Origin of the sequence: Leucobacter weissii, from assembly GCF_017565745.1 — a bacterium.
Classification (GTDB): domain Bacteria; phylum Actinomycetota; class Actinomycetes; order Actinomycetales; family Microbacteriaceae; genus Leucobacter; species Leucobacter weissii.
This window is the reverse complement of record NZ_JAGDYM010000005.1, coordinates 216,165-239,699: the sequence shown is the minus strand read 5'-3', so window position 1 is coordinate 239,699 and position 23,535 is coordinate 216,165. Positions and strand designations below refer to the sequence as shown.

Here is a 23,535-nt window from a genome sequence, read left to right as displayed (position 1 = left end):
GCTATACGGCGCCGAGAGCCGGGGCGCTGCTGCGACCCGCTGACGGATGCTCCGAGAGCTTGAGATGCGGCAGCACGTGCGCGGCCAGATACTCCAGACGCTCCGAGGCCCTGTCGATGTCCTCGCCGGGCATGACCGGCATGATGTCGAAGTCCGTGACCCCCCGGTCGATGTCGGCGTTGAAGGTATCGATCGCCCCCGCGGCATCGGTCAGGAACAGCAGCCCCATCTCGTACGCCTCGCGCGGCGTCTTGAAGTCGGGTCGCCGCCCGCGGCCCTTGCCCTCGGGCGCCAGATGCCCACGGGCTACGTAGTCGTTCACGAGACGAAGCCAGTTCTCTCCCACCCGAGCGAACTCCCGCTCAGGATCGTCGGCGATGATGGCCCAATAGGTACGGTTCATCCGGATGTCGGATTCCGGCCTCCCGAGTTCGCGAGCCGCGGCGGGATACTCGTCAAGACCGTTGGGAGAGAAGACGAGGAATCCGTCCGCGTACTTCGCCGCGCGTCGGATAGCCGGAGCCACCTCGCCTCCCATCCAGATCTCGGGGCCTCCGTCACGAATCGGCAGTGGGGTCACCTCGATCTCTGGGAGCTCGAATCGCCTCCCCGAATACGTGAACCTCTCGCCCGCGAACGCGAGCCGGAGTATCTCGAGCGAGTCGAGGGTGCGACTCAGACGATGCTTCAGGTCGATGCCGAGCCCGTGGAATTCCTGCTGGTAGTACCCCATCCCGACGCCCAGTCTGAGCCGTCCGCCTGACACGGCGTCGATGATGAGCGACTCCTCGGCAAGGCGAACTGGATTATGCAGCGGGAGCTGGATCACATCCGACCCGAGATTCACACGCCGGGTTCGCGCCGCGATGATGCCGAGCATCACCAGAGGGGAGGGAAGATAGCCGTTCTCGTAGAAGTGATGCTCAGTGACATCGATGCGGTCGAAAGGAAGCTCCCGATCGATCCACTCGATCTGTTCCAGAATCCCGCGGTAGTGGTCCGTCCAACGCTCACGGGAAGGATTGGTGAAGTCGTAGTTCAGCCCGAACGATACTCGAGTAGCCAATTCAACCCCCGCCTCTCGGCGCAGTCGACCCCGCGAGTATCGATGGCGCGCCTCATTGCTGACTCCTGCGTCGAGAACAGTCTGTATCCAGATCAACAATTTGTCAACCAACCGATAGATTGACAGAGTACCGATACTCGAAGATACTCGGAGGCGTACGTCATTGAACCGGAGCGGCAAAGGGGCACGCGGTGGCAGAACAGGTTTCATTCGGACTCATCAACTCGTTCGGTATGCCGGAAAAGTGGCGGACCTCGTGGGATCGGCGCTATCGCGAGATCCTCGAGCAGAGCGTATGGATCGACAAGGACCTCCAGCACATCAACGGCATCTATACCACCGAGCACCACTTCTACGGAGACGGCTACCTCCCATCCCCTATGGCCGCGAACGCAGCGATCGCGGCCCGTACCGATCGGGTGAAGATCGGCTCGAACCTCATCCAGATACCCCTGCACAACGCGGTCCGTCTGGCGGAGGACGCGCTCGTGGTCGACGCGATCTCCGGAGGCAGGCTCCAACTCGGCATCGGAATGGGGTACTACCACCAGGAGTTCACCGGGCTCGGCCGCGAGCTCAAGAACCGCGTCAGTTTGACTGAGGAGGGCATCGCCATCCTGCGAGCCGCGTTCACCGGCGAGCCTTTCTCGTTTCACGGCAAGCGGTACGATTTCGACGATCTGCACATCACCCCCGGGCCCATTCGCGAAGGCGGTCCGGAGATCTGGATGGGTGGCTTCGCGCCCGCCGCGATCGACCGCGTGGCCCGCCTCGCCGACGGCTTCCTGGAGTTCGACGCGGGCACGAGATCCCGCTACTTCCAAGCCTGCGACGCGCTCGGGAAGCCTCGAGAGCAGCAACGCGTGAACAGCACATACTGGGCGATCATCGCCGAAGATCCAGAGAAGGCCTTCGCCGAGGCCGGCGAATACTGGATGCATCTGCTGAACGAGTACATCGTCCGGGACGCCTACACCGCACGCACGCCTCCGCTCCGAGACCCGTTCACCGATCCCCGGGAGGCGCTCGCCGAAGGGCTCGTGTTCCTCGCGGACGCCGACGGCGCGATCAAGAAGTTCAATGCGGACATCTCGAACGGCACCATCGACATCCACCTCGTCACGACCATGCCAGGAGAACCGATCGACCAGGTCAACGAGCGCCTCCAGTACCTGAACGACAAGGTGATCCCGCGACTCGAGCCAGTCTGCCATCCGTCGGCTGCCGACCGCACCGTCAACTGACCCCTCATCCACGAACGCTCGCCTCTCCCTACCTCGGGCAGCCGCACTCCGCACCATCGGCGCGGTAACCCGGAAAGCGACTCTCATGCCTCCCGACGCCGCCGCCGTGCGAGCCGCCCTCGACCGAGTCGTGCATTCCGCGGCTCCGCGGCCTGCCGACATCGAGACGCTCCTCGGCGCACGCGGCGAGGCACTCCGCACGACCTGCAAGGCGGCAGAAGAGGTCCGGGATCAATGCTTCGCGGAGGCCGGACGCCCCCGCGCGATCACCTTCTCCAAGAAAGTCTTCATTCCGGTCACGAATCTCTGTCGCGACGTCTGCCACTACTGCGTTTTCGTCGAGACGCCGGCGCGGCTTCGTCGCCAGAAGAAGGACTACTACATGTCGCCGGAGCGCGTCATCGCAACGGCGGTCCAAGGCGCGGAGATGGGATGCAAGGAGGCCCTCCTCACGCTAGGAGACCGCCCGGAGGAGCGCTGGCCCGAGGCCCGGGCGTGGCTCGACGAGCACGGATACGCGTCCACCATCCACTATGTCGCCGAACTAGCGCAGATGATCCTCGACCGCACCGGCATGCTGCCCCATGCGAACCCCGGCGTGATGAGCATCGATGAGATGCGCCTGCTGCGCGAGGTCTCTCCTTCGCTCGGCATGATGCTCGAGACCACGTCTGTACGGTTGTGGGAGGAGAGAGGCATGCCCCATTTCGGTTCGCCGGACAAGAACCCGGCAGTCAGGCTCCGTGCACTGCTGGATGCGGGCGCACTCGGCATCCCCTTCACCACCGGCATGCTGATCGGGATCGGAGAGACACTCGCTGAACGCGCCGAGACCATCCTGACGCTGAGGGACCTGCACCTCCGATACGGGAATCTCCAGGAGATCATCGTGCAGAATTTCCTGCCCAAGACCGGCACGGCACTCGGCAGGGCCGCACGTCCATCGATCGAGGAGCACCTCGCGACGATCGCCACCGCGAGGCTGGTACTCGGCGCCGGCATGCACATCCAGGCCCCGCCGAACCTCAGCGACAAGGGGCATCTCGTCGGGCTCATCGCAGCCGGGATCGACGATTGGGGCGGAATCAGCCCGCTCACCGCGGATCATATCAATCCCGAACGGCCCTGGCCGCAGCTGAGCGAGCTCGCACGACTCACCGAGTCGTTGGGCTTCGAACTTCGGGAGCGGCTGACGGTCTACCCCGAGTACGCCCGGGACCCGTGGGTTCGCCCCTCTCTCCGGCGACAGGTCACCTCCCTCGCCGACGAGCACGGCCTCGCTCGGCGCTCGAATCCTGCCGCAGCATCGGCGGGGTCCACGTCGGCGGCGCTGCCGCGCACCTCAGAACGTGCCTCTTCGGGCGTGTCCTCGCAGATCCTCGACGCACTGCTCCTCGCTCGAACCGAACCAGGCGCGCTTTCCCGCCAGGAGCTCGAATGCCTCCTCAGGGCCACCGGGGAACACCTCGATCAGCTGTGCTCCATCGCCGACGACGCTCGACGTTACTCTGTCGGAGAGTGCATCACCTTCGTTCGGAATCACGCGATCTCCCTCGATCGGAATCCGATCCAGCCGCACGAGCTCGGAGACCTCGCTGCGGAGCTCCACGCGCGCGGCGTGACCGAGCTCTGTCTGCAGGGGCTCCCCCCGGGCGGCGCGTCCCTCGCAACGGCGCTCGAGTTCGTCACGCATGCGCGGGCATCCGCCCCGGGGCTGCATCTCCATGCGTTCCGCCCGACGGACGTGTTCCGTATGAGCGAGTCCTCCGACCGGACGCCCGCGTTCATCTATGCGGCATTGCGAGACGCCGGAGTCCGCACCGTTACGGGCACAGGAGTCAAACTGCTCGATGAGGACTGGCGACGCGACCACGCCCCCGATGATCTGCCGGTTCCCCTCTGGCTGCGCACGCTTCGTTCGGCGCACGAACTCGGGCTGGTCTCCACCTCGGTCCTCGTCGCATCCGCGAGCCAATCCTCCCGATCAGTGGTCCAGCACCTCGTTCATCTCCGCGATCTTCAACGTGCATTGCCCGGATTCACGGAATTCATTCCTATGCCCCTGCCTCGCGGGATCGGCGGCATCGTCAACGGCAGGAGCCGCATGGACGAGACGCGCGCACTCGTGGCGCTGAGCCGCATCGTCCTGTCCGGCGAGATCCCCCACATTCAAGTGGCCTGGCCTCGGATACCCCGCGAGTTCGTGCTGCCCCTGCTGCAGTCAGGAGCCGACGACATCGGAGGAACGCTCGAATCCGCAGACGGAGAGCCCCGCGCTCCGGGCCCTTCGTTCGACCGCATCTCGCTTCCGGACCTGGCGAAGAGGATCGGACGCCCCACTCGTCAACGCACGACCAGCTACAGTCATCCGACGGTATCGTCTGGAGCCGGGTGAAGCATGCGCACATCCGTTTCTCGCGGCGCCACGGTCTCCTCCTCCGCCGTCAGAGAGGTCGTCATCATCGGCACCGGATTCGCGGGGATCGGAATGGCGTCCGCGCTGAAGGACGCCGGACACTCCGACTTCCTGATGCTTGAGCGGGCCGACGAGCTGGGAGGGACCTGGCGCGACAACGTGTACCCCGGCGTCTCCCCCGACGTACCCTCTCCGCTGTACAGCTTCGAGAGACGCCCGAACCCGAGATGGTCCCGCCTCTTCGCCCCCGGCCAAGAGATCCTGGGCTACCTTCGCGACTGCGCGAAAGAGGCCGGCCTGATGCAGCACATCGTTTTCGGCTGCGAGGCCCGGAGCATGATCTGGGACGGAGAGTCCTCGCTCTGGGTCATCCGCCACACCAGCGGCATCATCCACGCGCGAAACCTCGTGCTCGCCTGCGGAAGACTCACCGAGCCGCGGATTCCGGACATCCCGGGCCTCGGGAGCTTCGACGGCCCGCTCGTGCACACCGCGAAGTGGGATGCGCCCGAACTCACCGGGAGGACCGTAGCACTCGTCGGGACCGGAGCCTCAGCGGTCCAGGTGCTGCCCCACCTCGCCACCCGAGCGGATCGGGTCGTCGTGTTCCAGCGCAGCGCGCCGTATGTGCTGCCCAGGAACGATCGCGAGTTGACCCGAGAGGAACGGCAGGCTCTCGCCGACCCGAACGGGGCTACGCCGCAGCCCTGGCATGACTTCTTTGAACAAGCCGAGTCCGTTCACCCTCAGCGGCTCGGCCGAGGAACGGAACAGCACCGGGCGGCGATCCGCCACCTGTCCTCCATCGTTCTTGAACCGGAACTGCGACGGAAGCTCACACCACGCTACGCACTCGGTTGCAAGCGAGTCACCTTCTCCGATGACTACCTCTCGCAGTTCCTCCTCCCCCACGTCGAGTTGGAGAACAGCGCGCTGTCTCAGGTCTCCGGTAGGACGCTTACCGGAGCGAGCGGCCATCGGTACCTTGCAGACACGATCGTCTGCGCAACCGGATTCGAGACGTTCCGCCCCTCCTATGCCGATTCGGTTATCGGAGCCGCGGGTCGGAGCCTTGCCGAGCACTGGAGACCCGGCCTCTCGACCTACGCATCGACGGTGGTCTCCGGCTTTCCAAATATGTATGTGCTCGATGGGCCCCACTCCGGGCTGAGCCACAACTCCGCGATCTTCATGATCGAGACGCAGATCAACTACGTTCGCCAGGCGATCGAGTACGGCATCCGTCACGACGCTCGATCGCTCGAGGTCGCGCCAGAAGCCGAGATCGCCTACACGGCGCTGATCGAGGAGATGGCGCAGGGCAGCGTCTGGCTCACTCCGAGCTGCAGGAGCTGGTACCTCGATGAGCAGAACCACCGACTGTCTCTGATCTGGCCCGGAACCGCTCGAGCGTTCCGAGAGCTCTTCGGCTCGTTCGACCCCAAGCCGTTCATGTCGGGATCGACGAGGATTCAGGAGCTTCCGCGTCTCGCATCCCGGTCACGCTGATGCCGGAGTGCGTCTTGTAGCGACGGTTCATCGAGATGAGATTCGCGGTCAGTGCCTCGACCTGAGCACTGTTGCGCAGCCTTCCGGCGTACACGCCGCGTGCGCCGAATATCGCGTCAGCGAGACCCTGCACGATATCGGTGTCCTGCTTCCGATCGCCAAGGACGAGCACATCGCAGTCGACAGGCTTCTCGATATCGGCGAGAACCACGGCCGATACGTTGTGGAACGCTCCGACCACCCGGGACTCGGGGAGAAGCGCTGCAGCCTGCTGAGTTGCGCTTCCCTCCTCGACCGGCAGAGCATATGCGCCGTGCCGGTCGAAAGCGAGCGGGTTGACGCAATCGATGACCAGCTTTCCCCGGAGCTGCTCTCCCAGAGCGGTGAGCGTCGATCGGTGGGCGGCCCATGGCACGACCACCGCAACAACATCCGCGTGCTCGGCAGCGCGCTGGTTGGTCGCACCGCGTGCGCGGGCTCCGGGAAGCAGCATCCGCACCTCTTCGGCTGCCGCCTCGGCCTGCTCCGCGTCGCGCGATCCCACGGTCACCTCGAACCCGGCCTGAGCCCACCGTCTGGTCAGGCCTCGGCCCTGCGGGCCTGTTCCGCCGAGGACGGCGATCCTCAGCAGTCTGAGCGCGTCGGGCACGTCCTTCGACGGGACCCCGTCCGCGCCTGCGAAAAATGACACTCTGCTCCGTTCCTTCCCGATGTGATCTTGTTCCGACTACTGAGCCGTATACCCGCCGTCGAGCGGGAAGTACGCACCCGTCGCGAATCGGGCGCTGTCCCCCGCGATCATGCAGACGAACGAGGCCACCTCATCGGCGCGCGCGATCCTCCCCATCGGATACTGCGATGTGATCTCCGCCTGCTCAGCCGGGCTCCACTTCGAGAACATGGGCGTTTCCACGTGCCCGGGCCCGACGGCGTTCACACGGATTCCCCGGTCCGCGAACTCCAACGCGGCAGCCTTGGTGAGCCCCATGATCCCGTGTTTGGCGGCGACGTAAGGTGCCGCCCCGGCTGCACCGACGACGCTCATCACGGACGCGATGTTGACGATCGAGCCCCCGCCGGAATCGAGCATGGCCGAGACCTCTGCCGACATGCAGAGGAAGACGCCGTCGAGATTGATGCTGAGCACTCGTCGCCACGTTTCGAAGTCGAGACCGTCGATGCTGCGACGCTCCGGCACTCCGACGCCGGCACTGTTGATCGCGACGTCCAGGCGTCCGTAGAGGCGGAGGACCTCTTCGAACACCCCGGCGACACCCGCGCGATCAGCCACGTCGAGGAGGACTGCGTCGCCGCCGCATTCTCCGGCCACCCTGGCAGCCGCCGACTCGTCCCGATCGGCGATGACCACCGCGCAGCCCTCGACGGCGAGTCTCCGGGCGCAGGCCGCACCGATCCCAGACGCTCCGCCGGTGACCACGGCAACTCTTCTCATTCTATGCCGAGTCCTTCCCCACCAGGATGGCCTGCCCGTTGACGGCTCGAGCAGCCTCCGACATCAAATAGATCACCACGTCGACGACGGCGTCCGGACTCACGTATCGCGCCGAGTCGCCGGGTTCGTCGGCGAGCACCTTCAGGCGCTGGGCATCGATGGATTCCATCATCGGTCCGCGTACACCGGTCGGGCACACCGCGTTCACTCGAACGCCCTGCCCTCGCGCTTCGAGCGCCGCAGTTCGCGTCAGCCCGAGAACCGCGTGTTTGGAAGCGACATATGCGCCCATTCCTGCGGCACCCGCGAACGACGCCGTGCTCCCGGTGTTCACAATCGAACCGCCGCTGCTCATACGGGGCAGCATGGCCGCGATTCCATTGAGCACGCCCAGCGCGTTCACGGTGAGCACGCGCAGGAAATCCTCTGGACGAATGTCCTGGACCCGCGCGACGACGCCCTCGATCCCCGCGTTGTTGAAGAAGTAGTCGACCTGACCGAAGCGCTCCGCTGCCGAATCCGCGTATCGCCGGACCTCCTCACGGACCGATACGTCCGCGATGCAGGTCGAGAGCTCCTGTTCGCCGCAGGACTCTCGAAGCGCATCCAGAGCCTCGGCGGAACGATCAACCGCGAGCACCGCGCACCCCTCGCCCAGAAGCCGCCGAACCGCCGCTGCGCCCAGCGTCCCACCGGCACCGGTCACCACCGCACTCCTACCTCGCATCAAGAGACCTCACCGTCATCGTCGTGAATGCTGCGAACAACTCTGTCCTGAGAGGATGCCGAGCCTCCTCGAGGCGGAATCGTGCGCCGGGCAGCGAACCGCGGGCTGCGCGTCCGGAGCACGCCGACTACTCTCTCTTGTCGAACCCGGGAAAGCCCGCTGCAGCCTCCTCGTGAAGCCTCGCGTTGTAGTCTCCCGCTCCACCGAAGAAGATGCCGAACTTCTCCGCCTTCCCCTCGATGTTCGAGCCCGTGAACCAGGAGTTCGCCTCCTTCGAGGCCCGGAGAGAGAAGGACGATGCGCCGATCGACTCGACCAGGTCGATCCAGCCGTCTTCGGCCTCCTTCGAGGGCTCCATGGCCGCAAGACCGTTCTCTCTGAGATAGCCGATCGCGTCGCTTACCCAGCCTCCGGCGACCTCGGCGCCGGGGGGCAAGTTGGCGAACGGGCTCTGCGGACCCGCGATCATGAAGAAGTTCGGGAATCCGTGCACCGAGGTGCCGAGATAGGTTCGCGGCCCCTCCAGCCAGTAGTCGCGGAGAACGACACCGTCCCTCCCGACGATATCCATGCGCGTGTAGGCACCGGTCAGAGCATCGAAACCGGTCGCGTAGACGATGATGTCGAATTCCTTCTCACCGGCCTCGGTGCGGATCCCCCGCTCCGTGACTTCGAGAATGGGCGTCTTGCGGAGATCCACCAGGTCGACGTGATCCTCGTTGAACGCCTTGTAGAAGCCATCGCTGGTCGGCGGCCGCTTGGAACCGTACGGGTAGTCGGGCGAGAGCGACGCTGCGGTCTCGGGATCCTTGACGATTTCCCTGATCTTCTTGCGGAAGAACTCGGCCAGGTACTCGTTCGCCACGGGGTCGGTCGCCACATCGTCGAAAGACTCGTAGAGCAGCGAGAATCCGCCCTTCTCCCATTTCTCCTCGAACACCCGCTCCCGTTCCTCAGGAGTGGCCTCAAGCGCGAGACGGCCTTGGGAGAGCTCGAAGGGAAACGCGCCGGGCTGAACGGCCACCTTGCGCGCGACCTCGCCGTAGTTCTCGGGACGCAGCACCTCTTGGTCCTCGGAGGCGAGTTCCTTGTTCCCCGTCGGAGAGATGTAGTTCGGGGTTCGCTGATACACGGTGAGCGCAGAGGCCTGCGCGGCGAGGATCGGCGCGATCTGCACTCCGGAGGACCCCGTCCCGATCAAGGCGATGCGCTTGCCCCTCAGATCGGCTCCCTCCCGGGGCCACAGAGAGGTGAGGAGCTTCTCACCCGCGAAGCTGTCGTCGCCGGGGTACGAGGGGAGGTTCGGAGCGGACACGAGGCCCAGGCCCGTGACGACGTAACGGCTGCGGACCTGCTCTCCCTTGTCGGTGGTCACGACCCAGGTCGCCGTGTCCTCATCGAAAACAGCAGAGGTGACCTTCGTCTCCAATGTGTACTTCTCACGGAGGTTGAAGCGGTCGGCGGCCGCATTCAGATGCTGGAGCACCTCGTGCCCGGGAGGGAACTTTCGGGAGTACCGCCACTCTGCGAGGAAATCGGGGTCGAAGGTGAAGCGATAGGTCTCATGCGGCGAATCCGTTTGCGCTCCGGGGTAGGTGTTCCACGACCAGACCCCGCCAAGGTGCTTGCTCATGTCGAAGGCGCGAACCTTCAGCCCCTGATGCGAAAGCTTCCAGGTGGCGAAGAGCCCCGAGAAGCCTCCACCGATGACTACGACATCGACGTCGCTGTTACTCATTTGCGAACCCACTTTATACTCTCCAGATCTTTTCACGAGAATTCTGTCCGGTGACTCGGTCGACGAGAACGGTCTCCGACCGAAGCGTCAGGCTCGGAACCGTTCGTCGAGGAAGGCTCCGATCTCAGCCATGCTCGCTGCTGCCTGCTCCAGGAACGGAAACAGCGTCCAGATGTGAATCATCCCCGGCACCAGCGAAAGCCTCGCCTCACCACCGACGGCACCCACCCCCTCTGCGAATCTCACCGCGTCGTCACGAAGAGTCTCTGTCGTCGAAGCGGTGAGGAGCAGCGGCGGCAACCCCTCTTTGGTCCCCCACACCGGTGAACAGTACGGGTGCTCATGCGGATCGATGTCGCCGATGTAGACCTTGCCCATGCTTACGATCATGTTCTGATCGATCAGAGGGTCGCTCGCCTGATTCGAGAGGGCGGAACCGCCCTCTCCCGCGAGATCGAGCAGCGGGGAGATGCCCACGCCGGCTGCCGGCTGCGGTTTCCCCTCGTCCCTGATCTTGAGCAGCGTCGCCATGGCGAGACCGCCGCCGGCCGAGTCGCCCGAGATCGCGATGCTCCCCGGCGCCCACTTGCGCAAGGCCCAGTCGTAGACCTCGCTAGCGTCCTCGACCGCAGCGGGGTAGAGGTGCTCGGGGGCGAGCCGGTAGTCCGGCACGAATACACCGGCGCCCGACACCTGCGAAAGACGGTAGGCGAAGTTGCGATAGGCCTGTGCCGAACCCTGCACATATCCTCCGCTGTGGAAATGGATGACAAGCCGCTCCGACGAGGCTTTCGGCGCCGTCACGAGAAGCCCGGGAACACCGTTGGCCGTCACGGATTCGTAAACACCGTCCCCCGGAACTTCGAACTGCGCGGCCATCGCTTCGAATCCCGCGCGCCAGTCGGCAATCGGCGCATCGACCGGAGGCGTAGCCTCTACGAACATCCGCACGACCTGGCTCAGCAGCTCGTCTTGACTGCCATCCTGGTTCTGTCCCATGGACCAACCCTTCGTTCTCGATTGACTTCATTGTCCGGAGTATCCGAGCAGTTCCCGCAACATGCCGGTCTTCAACCAAGAGTCGGTCCATCACGTCACTGGAATGCTGAGCCTAGTCAACCATACGTTTGTTATATAATCAACTCTGCCCGAGCTCGTCGTCGATGACCTCGAAATAGTCGATATCGGCGAGACTCCCGGTCCTCCGCTCACTCCAGACGGCCCGTACACGCGCCCCCGGTCCGGCCTTCGTCCTCGCCTCGTGCGGATCGAGTCCTCCGACGGTATGAATCAGACGCGTGCTCGTACCATCGAGCACGATTTCCGCATACACGTAGGGTGGCTTCACCCGCTGTCCGACGAACTCGACGTGCACCACAGAACTCGCCTGGATGGTTCCCACCGCCTCGACATCGACCCACTCGAGCGTCGGCGCGAAGCACACATCGCATCGCTCCCTCGGGGGAAGCAGCACCTTGCGGCAGGACGAGCACTTCACTCCCCTGACACGACGATCATGCTTGACACCGTCGAAAAGCGAGCCGTAGTAGTGACCGTAGGAGTGCTCGAAGTCGAGCGTCATCGTGTACTCCACCTGTTCGAACGGAGCTGCTAAGTCCTCCGCCGGATCGCGCGGGACGAATGTTTCCGCAGTCCCGACCGGCCCGAACCCGAGCAGGTCGAGAATCGTTCCGCTCGGACGATCGGACCAGACCGCTTCGACTCGTTGTCCGATCTCTACCTCATCACCCCCCAGCCCGACGAGGCGATGCACGAAGGACGACGCGGTGCCGTCGAGCTGGATGAGTGCCAGCGTTCGCCCTTCGACTGTCGTGAACGAAGCGACCGTCCCCACGGGAGGCACCTCGACGAAGCCCTCACCGGGCTCGCCGGACTCCCCGGAGAAATCCTGCGCCGGGAAGAGCACTCGGTCGCCATGTCGCGAACCGATCAATCGTCTCTGCGCAAGTTCTGCCAGGAAGACTCCCACCGCCTGTCCTGGAGTGAGGGTGTAAGGCATGTGTATCTGCGTTGCGAAGGACTCCATCGTCTCGGCACCCGGCCGCGTCTCCTGCATCGTCATCTCTCGTCTCTCTCTTCTACCGCTTCTCCGCGCCGACTACCGCGACTCCGCGGAGGTTCGCCCATCCGCCCCCGGCCTGCACGAGCGCGCGCTCCGCGCCTTCGACCTGATGGGCTCCCGCCTTGCCGGTCACTTGCATGGCGGCCTCGGCGAGTCGTATCAACGCCGTCGCACCGATGGGATTCGCGCCCATGCACCCACCGGATGGGTTCACCGGCAGCGACCCTCCCATCGCAGTATCCCCTGATGCGATCAGTTCTGCAGCGCCCCCCTCGGGGCAGAGCCCGAGGCCCTCGTAGTAGCTCAGCTCGAAGCAGGTGTAGGGTTCCTGCAGCTCCGCGACGTCGAATTGGCGGAACGGGTTGGTGATTCCCGATTCCTTGTACACCTTCGCCGCAGCGATCTGAAGGGGTTCGGACTGGATCATGAGCCGGTCCGCCCCATTATCGGCCTCGCAGTAGTACGCCATGCCGTGGATCCATGCGGGACGCTCGGAGATGGCCTCCGCGTCCTCATCCGCCGCGAGAATCACTGCGCAAGCACCGTCGGAGATCGGAGGCACGTCGAGGCGCTTGATCGGCCAGCACAGCGGACGAGAGTTCATGACGTCATCGACGGTGATCTCCTTCTTCACATGCGCCTTGGGATTGCTCATGGCATGCCGGTAGTTCTTCACCGCGACCATCGCAGCAGCTTCTTCAGTATGTCCGAGACGTTCCATTCGAGCGTGCCAGTAGGCTGCCGCGAACCCCATGATTCCGACCGCGAACTCGCGCCCCCAGAACGGATCGTAGAGGGTGGAGATCGAGGCCTGGAGCGCTCCCTCGGAGAGCTTGTCGTAGGCGACGACGAGTACGCGCCGAGCCGAGCCTCCCTTGATCTGGTTCATCGCCGCCAACGCACCGGCCAGCCCGGTCCCGCCTCCACTGGTAATCCGTACCAGCGGCTTGTAGCGGGCCCCGAGAGCATCTGCAAGCCATTTCTCGGGCTGGTTCACCGCGCCGAACATCGCCGGTCCACTCGCCACGACGATGCTGTCCACATCGTCCATCGTCAGGCCCGCATCAGCCAGGGCCTCGACAACCGCCTCGCGAGCGAGGCCAGCCTGACTCACATCGGTCCTGCGCCGCGCATGATTCGTCTGCCCGGTTCCCACGATTGCGATTTCCATCAGTCGACCTCCATCGTAAAGACGCAGTGGTTCTGCATAGCGAAGCCCCCGGCACCGTGCACCATCGCGCGTCGCGCCTTCCCCTCGAGGAACCCCGGCTTCTGGGCGAGACGTGAAGCCGCCTCGTGGGCCCTGACCAGCCCGGTCGCCATGATGGGGTCGGCCGGCAACGCACCCCCCGAAGGATTGATACTCGCCGCCCCCGGGGAGCGATAGAGCTCGATTCCTCGGTACTGCTCGGCGAACCCGAGAGCTTCCAGCACCATGAGCTCACCCACCGTGGAGGATGCGGAGAGTTCCACGAGATCGTAGTCACCCGCGCGCGTTCCGCCAGACATCCGGAGAGCCGACTGCGCGGCTGCACGTGCGGCAGGAAGCGCGGTCTGCTCGCGGCTTGCGAGGAAATGCTGGTCGATCGCCGAACCATGACCCGTGAGCCACACCGGGGCCTCCGAGACTGTATCGGCGACATCGGCGCTGGTGACGAGGACGGCCACCGCGCCATCCACAGGTCGCGCCAGGTCGGAAGCACTCAGTGGAGTCGCCACGGGATCGCGCCAGAACGCATCGTCGTCCGGAGGACTGTCCGCCTCCACCCGGGGATTGCGCGCAGCGCCCAGCCAGGAACGCTCACTCACCGCACGAAGGTCAGCCGCTTGCAGCTCCGCAGCCGCTAGATACTGCCGAGCGGTGAGCCCGGCGGCCGAACGATGATCAAGCCCGACCGGTCGTTGCACGAACGGGTCCAGAAGGCCGGTCCAGAAGTTGTCGATGCTGCTCTCCGAGGGCTTGGAATAGGCGATCACCAGACCGATGGAGGCGGAGCCGCCCGCGATCTTATCCGCCGCGTACCCTAGCGCCCAGAGCCCGTCTTCCTCCACCCGGGACTCCTCCTTGTGGTGGGCGCCCATCGCACCGAGGAAACCGCAGTTGGAGATGCTTCGGCCATCGAGGAAATCGCTTCCCGAGTCGATGACGAAGTCGATGTCATCGATTCGAACACCGGTGCCGAGCAGTGCGCCGGCTACCGCTTCCGAGATCAGGTCGACATGCTGACGGTTCGAGTGCCGGGGCGACAACAATGACTGCGCACTGTTGGCTATCGCTACTCGTCTTTGAGTGTTATCGATCATTTGCTTATACAACCATGCGTTTGGTAGAAAAAGCAATACCCTCGAGATCAGAGATCTCTTCGAATCGCTCCGATGAACACGCCAGAAAGGGGGCTCTCCGTGACCTCTCCGCGATCGGACGACGCCGCTGAACGACTGCCTCACGACGTCGAAGTTCTTCCACGACTGCTTTCCCTCGGAAGCAGTCGTGGCCTTGAGCCGTCGGGGAACCCTGCGCCCGGCGGGGGCGGGAACGCTTACGGAGGCTCCCTCCTGGCTCACATGATCCACACAAGCGTTCGGGACGTCCGGGCGACCTTCCGCCTCCAGTCGGTTCACGCCCACTTCCACGCGCCGGCCACCGTCGACGACCCGGTGCGTTACGAGCCAACCACGCTTCAACGATCTCGGAGATTCTCCTCGTTCGGCATGGCAGCGATGCAGAACGAGCGACTGGTGGCATCGGGCACGGTCTCATTCCACGCAGATGAGGATTCGCACCAGCATGCGGCAGTCGGCCCCGCGGGCTGGAGCCGACCGGAGGCGTCCGCGCCTGCGCATGGCGCGATCTGCCCGGAACCGAATGCCCCGATACGCCGACCCTTCGACGTGCGCCGAGCCGTCTCGTCGATTCCGCAGCAGCAGGGCGGACGCCCGCTGCTCGGACTCTGGGTCCGCACGGTCCATCCGTTGATCGGATGGCACGAGATCCACAAGGCTGCGCTCGCGTGGGTCTCGGACTTCTCGCTCACCAGGGTGGTCGATCTCGGACACGAGCACGAGTCAGGCATCTGGTTCGCCGCGACACTGAACCACGCCATGTGGTTCCATCGACCCGTGGATGTGAACGAATGGATCTTCTACGAGTTGCACAGCCCGAGCTACCGCGCGGGCATCGCGCATTCGAGCGGGCGATTCTTCACGCAGAGCAACGAACTCGTGGCAAGCGTCTCCCAGGACTGCGTCGTACGGAAGCCGACGAACCGAGGCTCGCCCGAGCATGGAGGCCGAGTATGATCCTCCGTAACGGCAAGTTCTCCGAGAGCAGCGAAATGAGCACTTCAGGCAGTGACGCGGCGCGGCAGCTCCACGTGTTCCCGGTGCTCGGAATCGGCGAGGTCGAGGCCGGCGATGATGTCGCGGGTCTGATCCACGCCGCACTCGACCGGCCGGTCATGAGGGGCGACATCTTCGTCATCACCTCGAAGATCGTCTCGAAGGCCGAAGGGCGCGTGTTCGCCGGAGCGGATCGGGAGCAGGCGATCGACGCGGAAGCCATGCGCACGATCGCCTCGCGTCAGAATCCTGGCGGCTCCGTGACGCGTATCGTGCAGAACAGATTCGGTTTGGTCTCCGCGGCCGCAGGGGTGGACACCAGCAACTCGCCGGGCGGCCGGCTACTGCTGCTCCCGGAGGATCCGGACCGGAGCGCACGGGACATCGCAGCGACGTTGCGAACGATCTACCGCGTGGATGTGGGCGTCGTCATCTCAGACACTCTCGGTCGACCGTGGCGAGAAGGCCAGACCGACTGCGCCATCGGAGCCGGCGGCGTCCGAGTGCTCGAGGATCTGCGCGGCGACCTGGACACCGAAGGCACCGAGATGGCGGTCACCGTGCCGTGCGTCGGCGACGAGATCGCCGCCGCGGGAGATCTCGTCAAGAGAAAGACCACTCGCGTCCCCATCGCCGTCCTCAGAGGAAGAGGCGACCTCGTCGGTCCGCTCGACCTACCCGGTGCATCCTCGATCGTGCGTCCGCCCGACCGCGATATGTTCAGTCTGGGAGCGCGCGAAGCCTACGAGGAGGGCTTCGCAGCCGGCCTCGCCGCGGCTGATCCGGCCGCCGACCCGCCGCCATCCGACCCGCGGAGGTCCTCATGACCACGGTACCGCGCATCACCGTCCTGACCGGCGGGGTGGGGGGCGCGAAGTTCATCGTCGGACTGCGGAACGCCTTTGCCGCCCGCTTCGGAGAACGCCCCGATTCGGCCATCACGGCCATCGTCAACACCGGCGATGATCTGTGGCTCAGCGGCCTGCGTCTGCAACCCGATATCGACTCCGTCATGTATGCGCTTGCGGGAATCAACGATCGTGAGCGTGGGTGGGGGCGGAAGGGGGAGAGCGAGGTGGTCTCCGCCGAGCTTCGAGGATACGGTGCGGCTTGGCCGTGGTTCGTCCTCGGCGACCTCGATCTCGGAGCGCATATCGCCCGTACGGGTTGGCTGCGAGAGGGATGGACCGTCTCTCAGGTGGCTTCCAAGCTGGCCGCGCGATGGGATCTCGGAGCGCGCATTCTCCCCATGACCGACACCGAGGTGGACACCGAGGTCGTCGTCCGAGTTGACGGCACCGAACATTCTATGCACTTCCAGGAATGGTGGACCAGGTATCGCGGGAGCATGCCGGCACTCGCCTTTGAGAACCCCGGAATCGATCGCGCCGAGCCGTCGGCGGGCGTCATCGACGCGCTCAGCACCGCCGATGCGATACTTCTGGCGCCGTCCAACCCTGTCGTGTCGATCGGACCCATCTTGCGGACGCCCGGAATTCGCGAAGCTGTAGTCCACTCCGCCGCCCCCGTGCTGGGCATCTCACCGATAATCGGAGGGCGAGCGGTCCGAGGCATGGCTGATACCTGCCTGCGGACGCTCGGAGTCGATGTTTCCGCGGACGGAGTGGCGGCACACTACGGGACCCGAACAAGGGGCGGCCTGCTCGACCACTTCCTCATCGACGATGCCGATGCAGCACTCGCGCCTCTGCTCTCCGACTTCGGACTCCACGCACATGTGCGCTCGATCTGGATGCGGGATGAAGCGGAGGCTACGGACCTGGCCGCGGCCGTACTCGGAATCGTCTCCCGCTCGTGATCCTGGCTCAGTCCTAGCCGAGATCACACCGCTCTGCCAATCGTCCTGCCAGGTCTGGAACGCAGAATGAGCACTCCAAAAAAGAAAACGGCGAGGAGCGCCGTGAAAGGGCGCTCCTCGACATGCCCGAGGAACCGGAATCCCACGACCTGAACATTGTTCTGGTTAGCGGTAGAATCGGGTGATGCGCAACACCCGGGCCGACGTGATCGCGGCGGCCCTGCGGGTGCTGGACGAGCACGGGCTCGAGTTCTGCTCGATGCGGCGCGTCGCGAGCGCGCTCGGCGTTCAGCCGAGCGCGCTGTACCACCACGTGCCCGACAAGCAGACCCTGCTGGCGCTGATGGCGGACGAGATCATCCGCGGGGTCGGGGGCGACGATGCGGCGGGCCTGTGCCGCTCGCTGCGCTCGGCCCTCCTCGCCGTTCGGGACGGAGCCGACGTGGTCGCGACCGCCGCCGCCTTCCGGCTGGGCGCATCGGGCCTGGAGCAGCGGCTCGCCAGGCTCGTCGGCCCCGACGGGGCGAGCACGCTGCTGTTCTACACCTTCGGTCACGCGCAATCGACCCAGACCCGACGGCAGGCGGAGCGGTTCGGGGCGCTCCCCGGGACCGATCCCGACGCGGTGGCCGCCGGATCGGCGCCGTCGCAGGAGGCCGACGCCTCGTTCGAGCGCGGGCTCGACATCATCCTCGCGGGACTCGGCCGTCGATGATCCGCGCGCGGGCCCGGGGCAGCCGGGCACGCGCGACGCGTCTCAGGACACCGCCCACGTCACCGCGCCGGTCTCCCCCGAGTCCAGAGCGGAGTCCAGCGCCGCATCGTCCGCCGAGCTCTCGCTCGCGCTCGAGTCGCCCGTGTCCGACCCCTCACCGGATCCGCCGTCCGGCAACGTCTCCTCACCGGGAGCCGTGCCGCTCTGGGTGCCCGGACCGCCGCTCCGGGACCCGTCCTCCGACCCCGGAGGACCGGAGGGTCGCCCCTCGCCGTCCTCGAACGACGGCGGGAACTGCCCGGAGCCGGGCCCCTGGGAGGCGGAGGCGGCCCCGACGGCCGCCGCGGTCCCCGCTCCGCCTGCGAAGGCGAGCACCGCGATTCCGGCGGCGACGAGGCTCGCGCGGAGGGGGGTCAGCCAGGAGACGGGCTGCTTCGCCTGCCTGGCAGCTCCCGATGCGACCGGCTGGGCGAGCTGCTCGGACGGAACCGCCTGAGCCGGGGAAGCCGGCTGGACGGCAGGCGGGGCCGTCGTCGACTGGAGCGGGACGGTTTCCGCGGCCGGCGGCGGTGCCGCGGAGGCGGCCGCTTCCGGCGGCACGGCGGCGGTGCCGGGGAGGACCGCGGTGGGGAGATCGGCTGGCTGGGGGGACTGCTGGGGGGTGTGCTCGTTGCTCATGCCTCGATTGTGCGCGCGCACCCCATGAGCGGACTATGATTCCGGTGCACGCTCGCCGACAATGCGGCGCCGACCCGTCCCACCGGTGGGACCCTCCTTCGCGAGCGGGACCCTGCCCGACGGTTAAACGGTGTCCCTCTCGTGAGCGAGGGGACCGCTCGTGGAGAGCGGCAGGCTCGCGCGGAGCGTCACGCTCGCGGAGCGAGGCGCGAGCGGCGCAGCCCTCAGAAGAGCGTGTTGAGGTCCTGCATGCCGCGCATCACGTCGTAGTCGAGCACGACGCAGCGGATCCCGCGATCCTGCGCGAGCGTGCGCGCCTGCGGCTTGATCTCCTGGGCGGCGAACACGCCCCGCACGGGCGCGAGCACCGGATCGCGGTTCATCAGCTCGAGGTAGCGCGTCAGCTGCTCGACCCCGTCGATCTCGCCTCGCCGTTTGATCTCCACGGCGACCGAGGCGCCCGCCGAGTCGCGGGCGAGGATGTCGACGGGACCGATCGCGGTCATGTACTCGCGGCGCACGAGCGTGTGGCCCTCGCCGAGCAACTCGATCTGCTCGGCGAGCAGCTCCTGCAGATGGGCCTCGACACCGTCCTTGATCAACCCGGGATCCACGCCCAGCTCGTGCGACGAGTCGTGCACGATGCCGAACACCGAGACGACGAGCTGATCGGCGGTCTTGGCGTGCGTCACCCTCCAGACCTCGGAGACGCCCTCCTCCCGCTGCTCGGGATCGGGGTCGACGGCGACGAAGGAGCAGGGCGGGCTCATCCAGTTCAGCGGCTTGTAGCTGCCGCCGTCGCTGTGCACGAGCACCGAGCCGTCGCTCTTGAGCATGAGCACGCGAGTCGCGCGCGGCAGGTGCGCGCTCAGCCGCCCCGCATAGTCCACCGAGCAGTCCGCCACTACGATTCGCACGGGGCAAGCCTACCCTCTACCGCGCTACCCTCTACCGCGGTCCCGAATCGGTGGCGGACGCCTCGGCCGGCGGGCGCAGCGCCCCGGCGATCGCGACGCAGAGCGCCATGAACGCGACCAGCGGCCAGAAGGCGCGCAGCAGCCCCAGATGCTCGCCGAGGAAGCCGATGATCATCGGGCCGAGCAGATACGCGCCGTAGGCGATGGCCGAGACCGCCGCGACGCTCCTGACCGCGGTCGAGGGGTCGTCGGCCGCCGCGGAGATCCCCACGGGAAAGCCGAGCGCGCAGCCGGCCCCCCAGAGCATCGCGCCGAGCACGGCGGCCCAGGGCGCCGGCACGAGGATGACCACGAGGACGCCGGTCGCGCAGATCAGCGCGGATCCCCGGATCGCAGCCACCCGTCCGAAGCGCATCAGCAGCGCGGATCCCGAGAGCCTCACGAGGAGCATGGCGACGAAGAACGCGCTCACGGTCAGGGTGGCGGAGCTGTTGTCGAAGCCCCGGCCGTCGACGAGAGCGAGCGGGATCCAGTCCGCACCCGAGCCCTCGGCGAGGCTCATGCTCATGGCGACGAGACCCACGAGGTAGATCCGGGGGTCGCGCCAGGGATTGTAGGGCCGTGCGGCCGGGGCGGGGCGGGGCGACGCGATCTGCGGGATCGGCCCGGTCAGCACGGAGACGGCGCCTCCCGCTGCGGCCGGCTCCCCGCCCTCGCCGACGGGCACGGACCCGCCGCCCCGACCGCCCGGGATCCGGCGCAGCGCCCACAGCGAGCAGACCGCGACCAGCAGGAGCGCGATCCCGATGTGCAGCGGGGCGGGCACGGCGGCCGCCTCCGCGGCGGATCCGACACCCAGGGCGGCGACGCTGCCGAAGCTGTAGGCGCCGTGGAACAGGGGCATCCGCGGCCGCCCGAGCGCGCGCTCGGCCTCTGCGCCCGAGACGTTGATCGCCACGTCGGAGACGCTGAACGCGAGACCGTAGGCGAACAGCACCGCGACGCCGCCGCCGACCGGACCGGCCCACAGCAGCAGCAGGGCGCCCGGCAGCAGCAGCCCCTGCAGCGACATGCCGAGGGCGAGCGTGCGCTTCGGCCCCAGCCGGGTGACGATCCTGCCGGAGAAGACGAGACCGGTGAGCGAGCCGAGTGCGAGGCAGAGCCCGTAGAGGCTCATCTCGAACGTGCTCGCGTCGAGCCGGTCGCGCACCGCCGGGAGCCGGCTCAGCCAGGAGCCGAAGCTGAAGCCCAGCGCGGTGAACACGACGATGGTCGCGCCGATCCACTGTCGAACGCGCTGCTGCTCAGGGGAACGGCGGCCGGCCACGACCCCACACTACGGCATGCCCGGACCACCGGCGGATCACGGCGCTCCGAGCACCATCCAGCGCCCTCCGCGTATCCGGAGGCCCAGCGTGGCCGCGCGCGCGAGCATGAACGCGATCGCGAACGCGGCGGTGAGCGCGATGAGCGCGGGCGCGCCGGAGGGGGCGAGCACGGTCGCGGCCCAGAGCACCGGCAGGTAGGCCGCGAGATTGACCAGGCTGGTCCAGGCGAGGTAGCGGGCGTCCCCTCCCCCCATGAGCACGCCGTCCAGCACGAAGACGAAGCCTCCGAGCGGCAGGGAGAGACCGAGCGCCAGGAGCGCCGCTGGCAGCACGGCGAGCACCTCCTCGTCCGCCGTGAAGATCCGCCCGATGAGGGGGCTCGCCGCCGCGGTCAGGACTCCGAGGGCCGCGCCCGAGACGAGTCCCCAGAAGACGCTCCGCCGAACGATCAGGCGCGCGCGCTCGGGGTTCCGTGCGCCGAGCGCATCGCCGATGAGCGCCTGCGCCGCGATCGCGAGCGCGTCGAGCGCGAACGCGGCGATGGAGAAGACGGTGAAGACCACCTGGTATCCGGCGGTGACCGCCGTTCCGTGCGAGGCCGCCGCGGCCACCGTCGCGAGCAGCGCTGCGCGCAGGCCCAGGGTACGGATGAACAGCCACCCGCCGCTGCGGCCGGCTCGGGCGAGGCCGTCCCTCTGCGGGCGGGCGCTCGCGCCGTGCCTGCGCGCGTGCCGCGCGATGACGGCGACGTAGACCGCGACCATGCCCCACTGGGCGATCACCGTGCCCCAGGCGCTGCCGGCGATGCCCCAGCCGAGTCCGTAGATGAACCACCAGTTGAGCAGCGCGTTCGCGGTGAAGCCGATGCCTGCGACGACCAGCGGCGTGCGCGTGTCCTGCAGGCCGCGCAGCAGCCCGGCGGCGGCGAAGACGACGAGCATGGCCGGCAGTCCGGCGCAGGAGACGGCGAGGTAGATGCCCGCCTGCTCGGCCACCGCCGCATCTGCGCCGAAGGCGCGCACGAGCGCACCGCCCGCCGCTCCGAGGCCGACGGCGAGCGCCGCGCCGATCCCCAGGGCGAGCCACAGCCCGTCGATGCCCGCCTGCACCGCCCCGCGCGGATCGCCCGCGCCGCGGCGTCGCGCGACGAGGGGGGTGGTGGCGTAGGCGAGGAAGACCATCAGCCCCACCGCGGTCTGCAGAATCGCCGCCGCGATCGCGAGACCGGCGAGCGGCGCGCCGCCGAGGTGCCCGACGAGCGCGGAGTCGACCGCCAGGAACAGCGGCTCGGCGACCAGCGCACCGAGCGCCGGTACCGCGAGCGCGGCGATCCGGCGATCGATGCGGCGCGATTCGCGGCGGTCGGTCGCGGCGGGCTCGCTCGGCTCGGGAAGGGGCATGGCGACCACGCTACCCAAGTCCTCCCGGGGCGGCACGCGCCCGGGGGCGCGCAGCGCCGGCCGGTCTCAGCCCCGGGAACGGCGTGCGAGGGCGCCGTAGGCGCGGAGCAGCCACGGCACCACGAGGTAGACCGCGAGCGGCACGACGACCACCGTCAGCACGAGAGCCCGGAGCACCGGGGGCCAGGAGTCGCTGATCGGGGCGATCACCGCGAGCCCGATCGCGACCAGCGGGAAGATGGCGATCCAGGTGATCACGGCTCGCACGTGGATGCTGGGCGGCGCGGGCCGGGACGCCGGGGAGCCGTCGGCGGGGGCGGTGGCGGGGAGGTCCGGATGGGCGGGCATATCATCTCCAACTATTCGTTTGGGGTTTCGATGACGACGATAGACGGCCCGCCGAGAATATGCAACTGAACGGTTGGGATCGGTTAGACTTCCGCCATGGCCTGGGACACCGAGCGGACGCGGCGGCGGCTTCTGGACGCGGCGACCGCGGAGTTCAGCGAGCACGGGCTCGCGGGAGCGCGGGTGGATCGCATCGCGGCCCGCGCCGGGGTCAACAAGGAGCGCATCTACCAGTACTTCGGCGGCAAGGAGCAGCTGTTCGACGCGGTCGTTCAGGACGGGCTCTTCGAGGTGGCCGCGGATGTGCCGCTCGTCGGCGAGGGGCCCGAGGCGGTCGGCGGGTACGCGGCCGCACTCCTGGACCGGATCGTCGACCGCCCCGAGCTCGCGCGCCTGATGGCCTGGGAGGGGCTGGCCCGGGGCGCGGAGGTGACGGGACGGATCGAGCGGCACGCGCACTGCCTCGACAAGATCGCCGCACTGCGGCGTGCACTTCCGGGGATCACCGCCGCGGCCGCCGGCCAGCTGCTGCTGACCATCATCACGCTGACCAACGGGTGGGCGGTGTTCCCGCAACTCGCCGAGATGTTCACCGGAGGCGACCCGGACGCCCGGCGGGAGACGGTCCGACGCCTCGCGGTCGGCGCCGCCGCCGACGCCCTCGCGGCCGCCTGACCCCCGGGCGGCGGTTGCCTCTGGACGCGACCGTCCTCCCGTCGGTATCGTTCACGCGAGCGTGACGGGGCGTCATACCG

General features: G+C 67.1%; 22 protein-coding genes. 8 read left to right on the top strand and 14 right to left on the bottom strand.

What is annotated here, in order from left to right; translation table 11 throughout:
- Window position 1 precedes the first annotated feature (1 nt).
- Window positions 2–1,276 carry an LLM class flavin-dependent oxidoreductase gene (locus J4H92_RS05615; RefSeq protein WP_208096991.1) on the bottom strand — a complete coding sequence of 425 codons (1,275 nt, stop codon included), beginning with the start codon at window positions 1,274–1,276 and terminating at the stop codon, window positions 2–4.
- Between J4H92_RS05615 and J4H92_RS05610 the strand changes: the two genes are divergently transcribed.
- From J4H92_RS05610 to J4H92_RS05600, 3 genes are all read left to right on the top strand, one after another.
- On the top strand, window positions 1,258–2,310 hold the full coding sequence (locus J4H92_RS05610) for an LLM class flavin-dependent oxidoreductase (RefSeq protein WP_208096989.1): 1,053 nt from the start codon (window positions 1,258–1,260) through the stop codon (window positions 2,308–2,310). The genes J4H92_RS05615 and J4H92_RS05610 overlap by 19 nt on opposite strands.
- Window positions 2,311–2,395: 85 nt before the next feature.
- Complete coding sequence (gene cofG, locus J4H92_RS05605; protein WP_208096987.1) at window positions 2,396–4,705, top strand: 7,8-didemethyl-8-hydroxy-5-deazariboflavin synthase CofG; 2,310 nt, start codon at window positions 2,396–2,398, stop codon at window positions 4,703–4,705.
- A 3-nt stretch (window positions 4,706–4,708) separates the two neighbouring features.
- On the top strand, window positions 4,709–6,235 hold the full coding sequence (locus J4H92_RS05600) for a flavin-containing monooxygenase (protein ID WP_208096985.1): 1,527 nt from the start codon (window positions 4,709–4,711) through the stop codon (window positions 6,233–6,235).
- On the opposite strand, the gene npdG is transcribed toward J4H92_RS05600, so the two are convergent.
- From npdG to J4H92_RS05560, 8 genes are all read right to left on the bottom strand, one after another.
- On the bottom strand, window positions 6,177–6,884 hold the full coding sequence (gene npdG, locus J4H92_RS05595) for an NADPH-dependent F420 reductase (RefSeq protein WP_341783016.1): 708 nt from the start codon (window positions 6,882–6,884) through the stop codon (window positions 6,177–6,179). The genes J4H92_RS05600 and npdG overlap by 59 nt on opposite strands.
- A 78-nt stretch (window positions 6,885–6,962) precedes the next feature.
- Window positions 6,963–7,688 (bottom strand): SDR family NAD(P)-dependent oxidoreductase, encoded by a 726-nt coding sequence (locus J4H92_RS05590; protein WP_208096983.1) that lies wholly within the window; start codon window positions 7,686–7,688, stop codon window positions 6,963–6,965.
- Window position 7,689: 1 nt separating this feature from the next.
- On the bottom strand, window positions 7,690–8,394 hold the full coding sequence (locus J4H92_RS05585; RefSeq protein WP_208096981.1) for an SDR family NAD(P)-dependent oxidoreductase: 705 nt from the start codon (window positions 8,392–8,394) through the stop codon (window positions 7,690–7,692).
- A 148-nt stretch (window positions 8,395–8,542) separates the two neighbouring features.
- A complete protein-coding gene (locus J4H92_RS05580) occupies window positions 8,543–10,153 on the bottom strand; it encodes a flavin-containing monooxygenase (RefSeq protein WP_208096980.1) in 1,611 nt (536 codons plus the stop codon).
- Between the two features lie 87 nt (window positions 10,154–10,240).
- On the bottom strand, window positions 10,241–11,152 hold the full coding sequence (locus J4H92_RS05575) for an alpha/beta hydrolase (RefSeq protein WP_208096978.1): 912 nt from the start codon (window positions 11,150–11,152) through the stop codon (window positions 10,241–10,243).
- Window positions 11,153–11,291: 139 nt separating this feature from the next.
- Window positions 11,292–12,236: a Zn-ribbon domain-containing OB-fold protein gene (locus J4H92_RS05570; RefSeq protein WP_208096976.1), complete on the bottom strand. Its 945-nt coding sequence runs from the start codon at window positions 12,234–12,236 to the stop codon at window positions 11,292–11,294.
- 16 nt (window positions 12,237–12,252) lie between these two features.
- Window positions 12,253–13,407, bottom strand: coding sequence for a thiolase C-terminal domain-containing protein (locus J4H92_RS05565; protein ID WP_208096973.1), 1,155 nt, complete (start codon window positions 13,405–13,407; stop codon window positions 12,253–12,255).
- Window positions 13,407–14,540: a thiolase C-terminal domain-containing protein gene (locus tag J4H92_RS05560; protein ID WP_208096971.1), complete on the bottom strand. Its 1,134-nt coding sequence runs from the start codon at window positions 14,538–14,540 to the stop codon at window positions 13,407–13,409. The genes J4H92_RS05565 and J4H92_RS05560 overlap by 1 nt, the downstream gene beginning before the upstream one ends.
- Before the next feature lie 72 nt (window positions 14,541–14,612).
- Here J4H92_RS05560 and J4H92_RS05555 point away from each other — a divergent pair, with 72 nt between their 5' ends.
- The 4 genes from J4H92_RS05555 to J4H92_RS05540 all read left to right on the top strand — a co-directional run bounded on the left by J4H92_RS05555 (window position 14,613) and on the right by J4H92_RS05540 (window position 18,109).
- Complete coding sequence (locus tag J4H92_RS05555) at window positions 14,613–15,536, top strand: acyl-CoA thioesterase (RefSeq protein ID WP_279550016.1); 924 nt, start codon at window positions 14,613–14,615, stop codon at window positions 15,534–15,536.
- Window positions 15,533–16,402 carry a coenzyme F420-0:L-glutamate ligase gene (gene cofE / locus J4H92_RS05550; RefSeq protein ID WP_243752021.1) on the top strand — a complete coding sequence of 290 codons (870 nt, stop codon included), beginning with the start codon at window positions 15,533–15,535 and terminating at the stop codon, window positions 16,400–16,402. The genes J4H92_RS05555 and cofE overlap by 4 nt, the downstream gene beginning before the upstream one ends.
- On the top strand, window positions 16,399–17,394 hold the full coding sequence (cofD, locus tag J4H92_RS05545) for a 2-phospho-L-lactate transferase (protein WP_208096968.1): 996 nt from the start codon (window positions 16,399–16,401) through the stop codon (window positions 17,392–17,394). The genes cofE and cofD overlap by 4 nt, the downstream gene beginning before the upstream one ends.
- 184 nt (window positions 17,395–17,578) lie before the next feature.
- Window positions 17,579–18,109, top strand: a complete 531-nt coding sequence (locus J4H92_RS05540) for a TetR family transcriptional regulator (RefSeq protein WP_208096966.1) — start codon at window positions 17,579–17,581, stop codon at window positions 18,107–18,109.
- 42 nt (window positions 18,110–18,151) lie between these two features.
- Here J4H92_RS05540 and J4H92_RS05535 read toward each other — a convergent pair whose 3' ends face one another.
- The 5 genes from J4H92_RS05535 to J4H92_RS05515 all read right to left on the bottom strand — a co-directional run bounded on the left by J4H92_RS05535 (window position 18,152) and on the right by J4H92_RS05515 (window position 22,780).
- Window positions 18,152–18,787 (bottom strand): hypothetical protein, encoded by a 636-nt coding sequence (locus J4H92_RS05535; protein WP_208096964.1) that lies wholly within the window; start codon window positions 18,785–18,787, stop codon window positions 18,152–18,154.
- A 224-nt stretch (window positions 18,788–19,011) separates the two neighbouring features.
- Entirely contained in the window at window positions 19,012–19,704 is a 693-nt protein-coding gene (gene nucS, locus J4H92_RS05530; protein WP_208096962.1) for an endonuclease NucS, read from the bottom strand.
- A gap of 31 nt (window positions 19,705–19,735) precedes the next feature.
- Window positions 19,736–21,031, bottom strand: a complete 1,296-nt coding sequence (locus tag J4H92_RS05525; RefSeq protein WP_208096960.1) for an MFS transporter — start codon at window positions 21,029–21,031, stop codon at window positions 19,736–19,738.
- Window positions 21,032–21,067: 36 nt separating this feature from the next.
- On the bottom strand, window positions 21,068–22,432 hold the full coding sequence (locus J4H92_RS05520; protein WP_208096958.1) for an MATE family efflux transporter: 1,365 nt from the start codon (window positions 22,430–22,432) through the stop codon (window positions 21,068–21,070).
- A 66-nt stretch (window positions 22,433–22,498) separates the two neighbouring features.
- Window positions 22,499–22,780 carry a putative antibiotic biosynthesis monooxygenase gene (locus tag J4H92_RS05515; protein ID WP_208096956.1) on the bottom strand — a complete coding sequence of 94 codons (282 nt, stop codon included), beginning with the start codon at window positions 22,778–22,780 and terminating at the stop codon, window positions 22,499–22,501.
- A 96-nt stretch (window positions 22,781–22,876) separates the two neighbouring features.
- Here J4H92_RS05515 and J4H92_RS05510 point away from each other — a divergent pair, with 96 nt between their 5' ends.
- Window positions 22,877–23,455, top strand: coding sequence for a TetR/AcrR family transcriptional regulator (locus J4H92_RS05510; protein ID WP_208096954.1), 579 nt, complete (start codon window positions 22,877–22,879; stop codon window positions 23,453–23,455).
- Window positions 23,456–23,535: the final 80 nt, after the last annotated feature.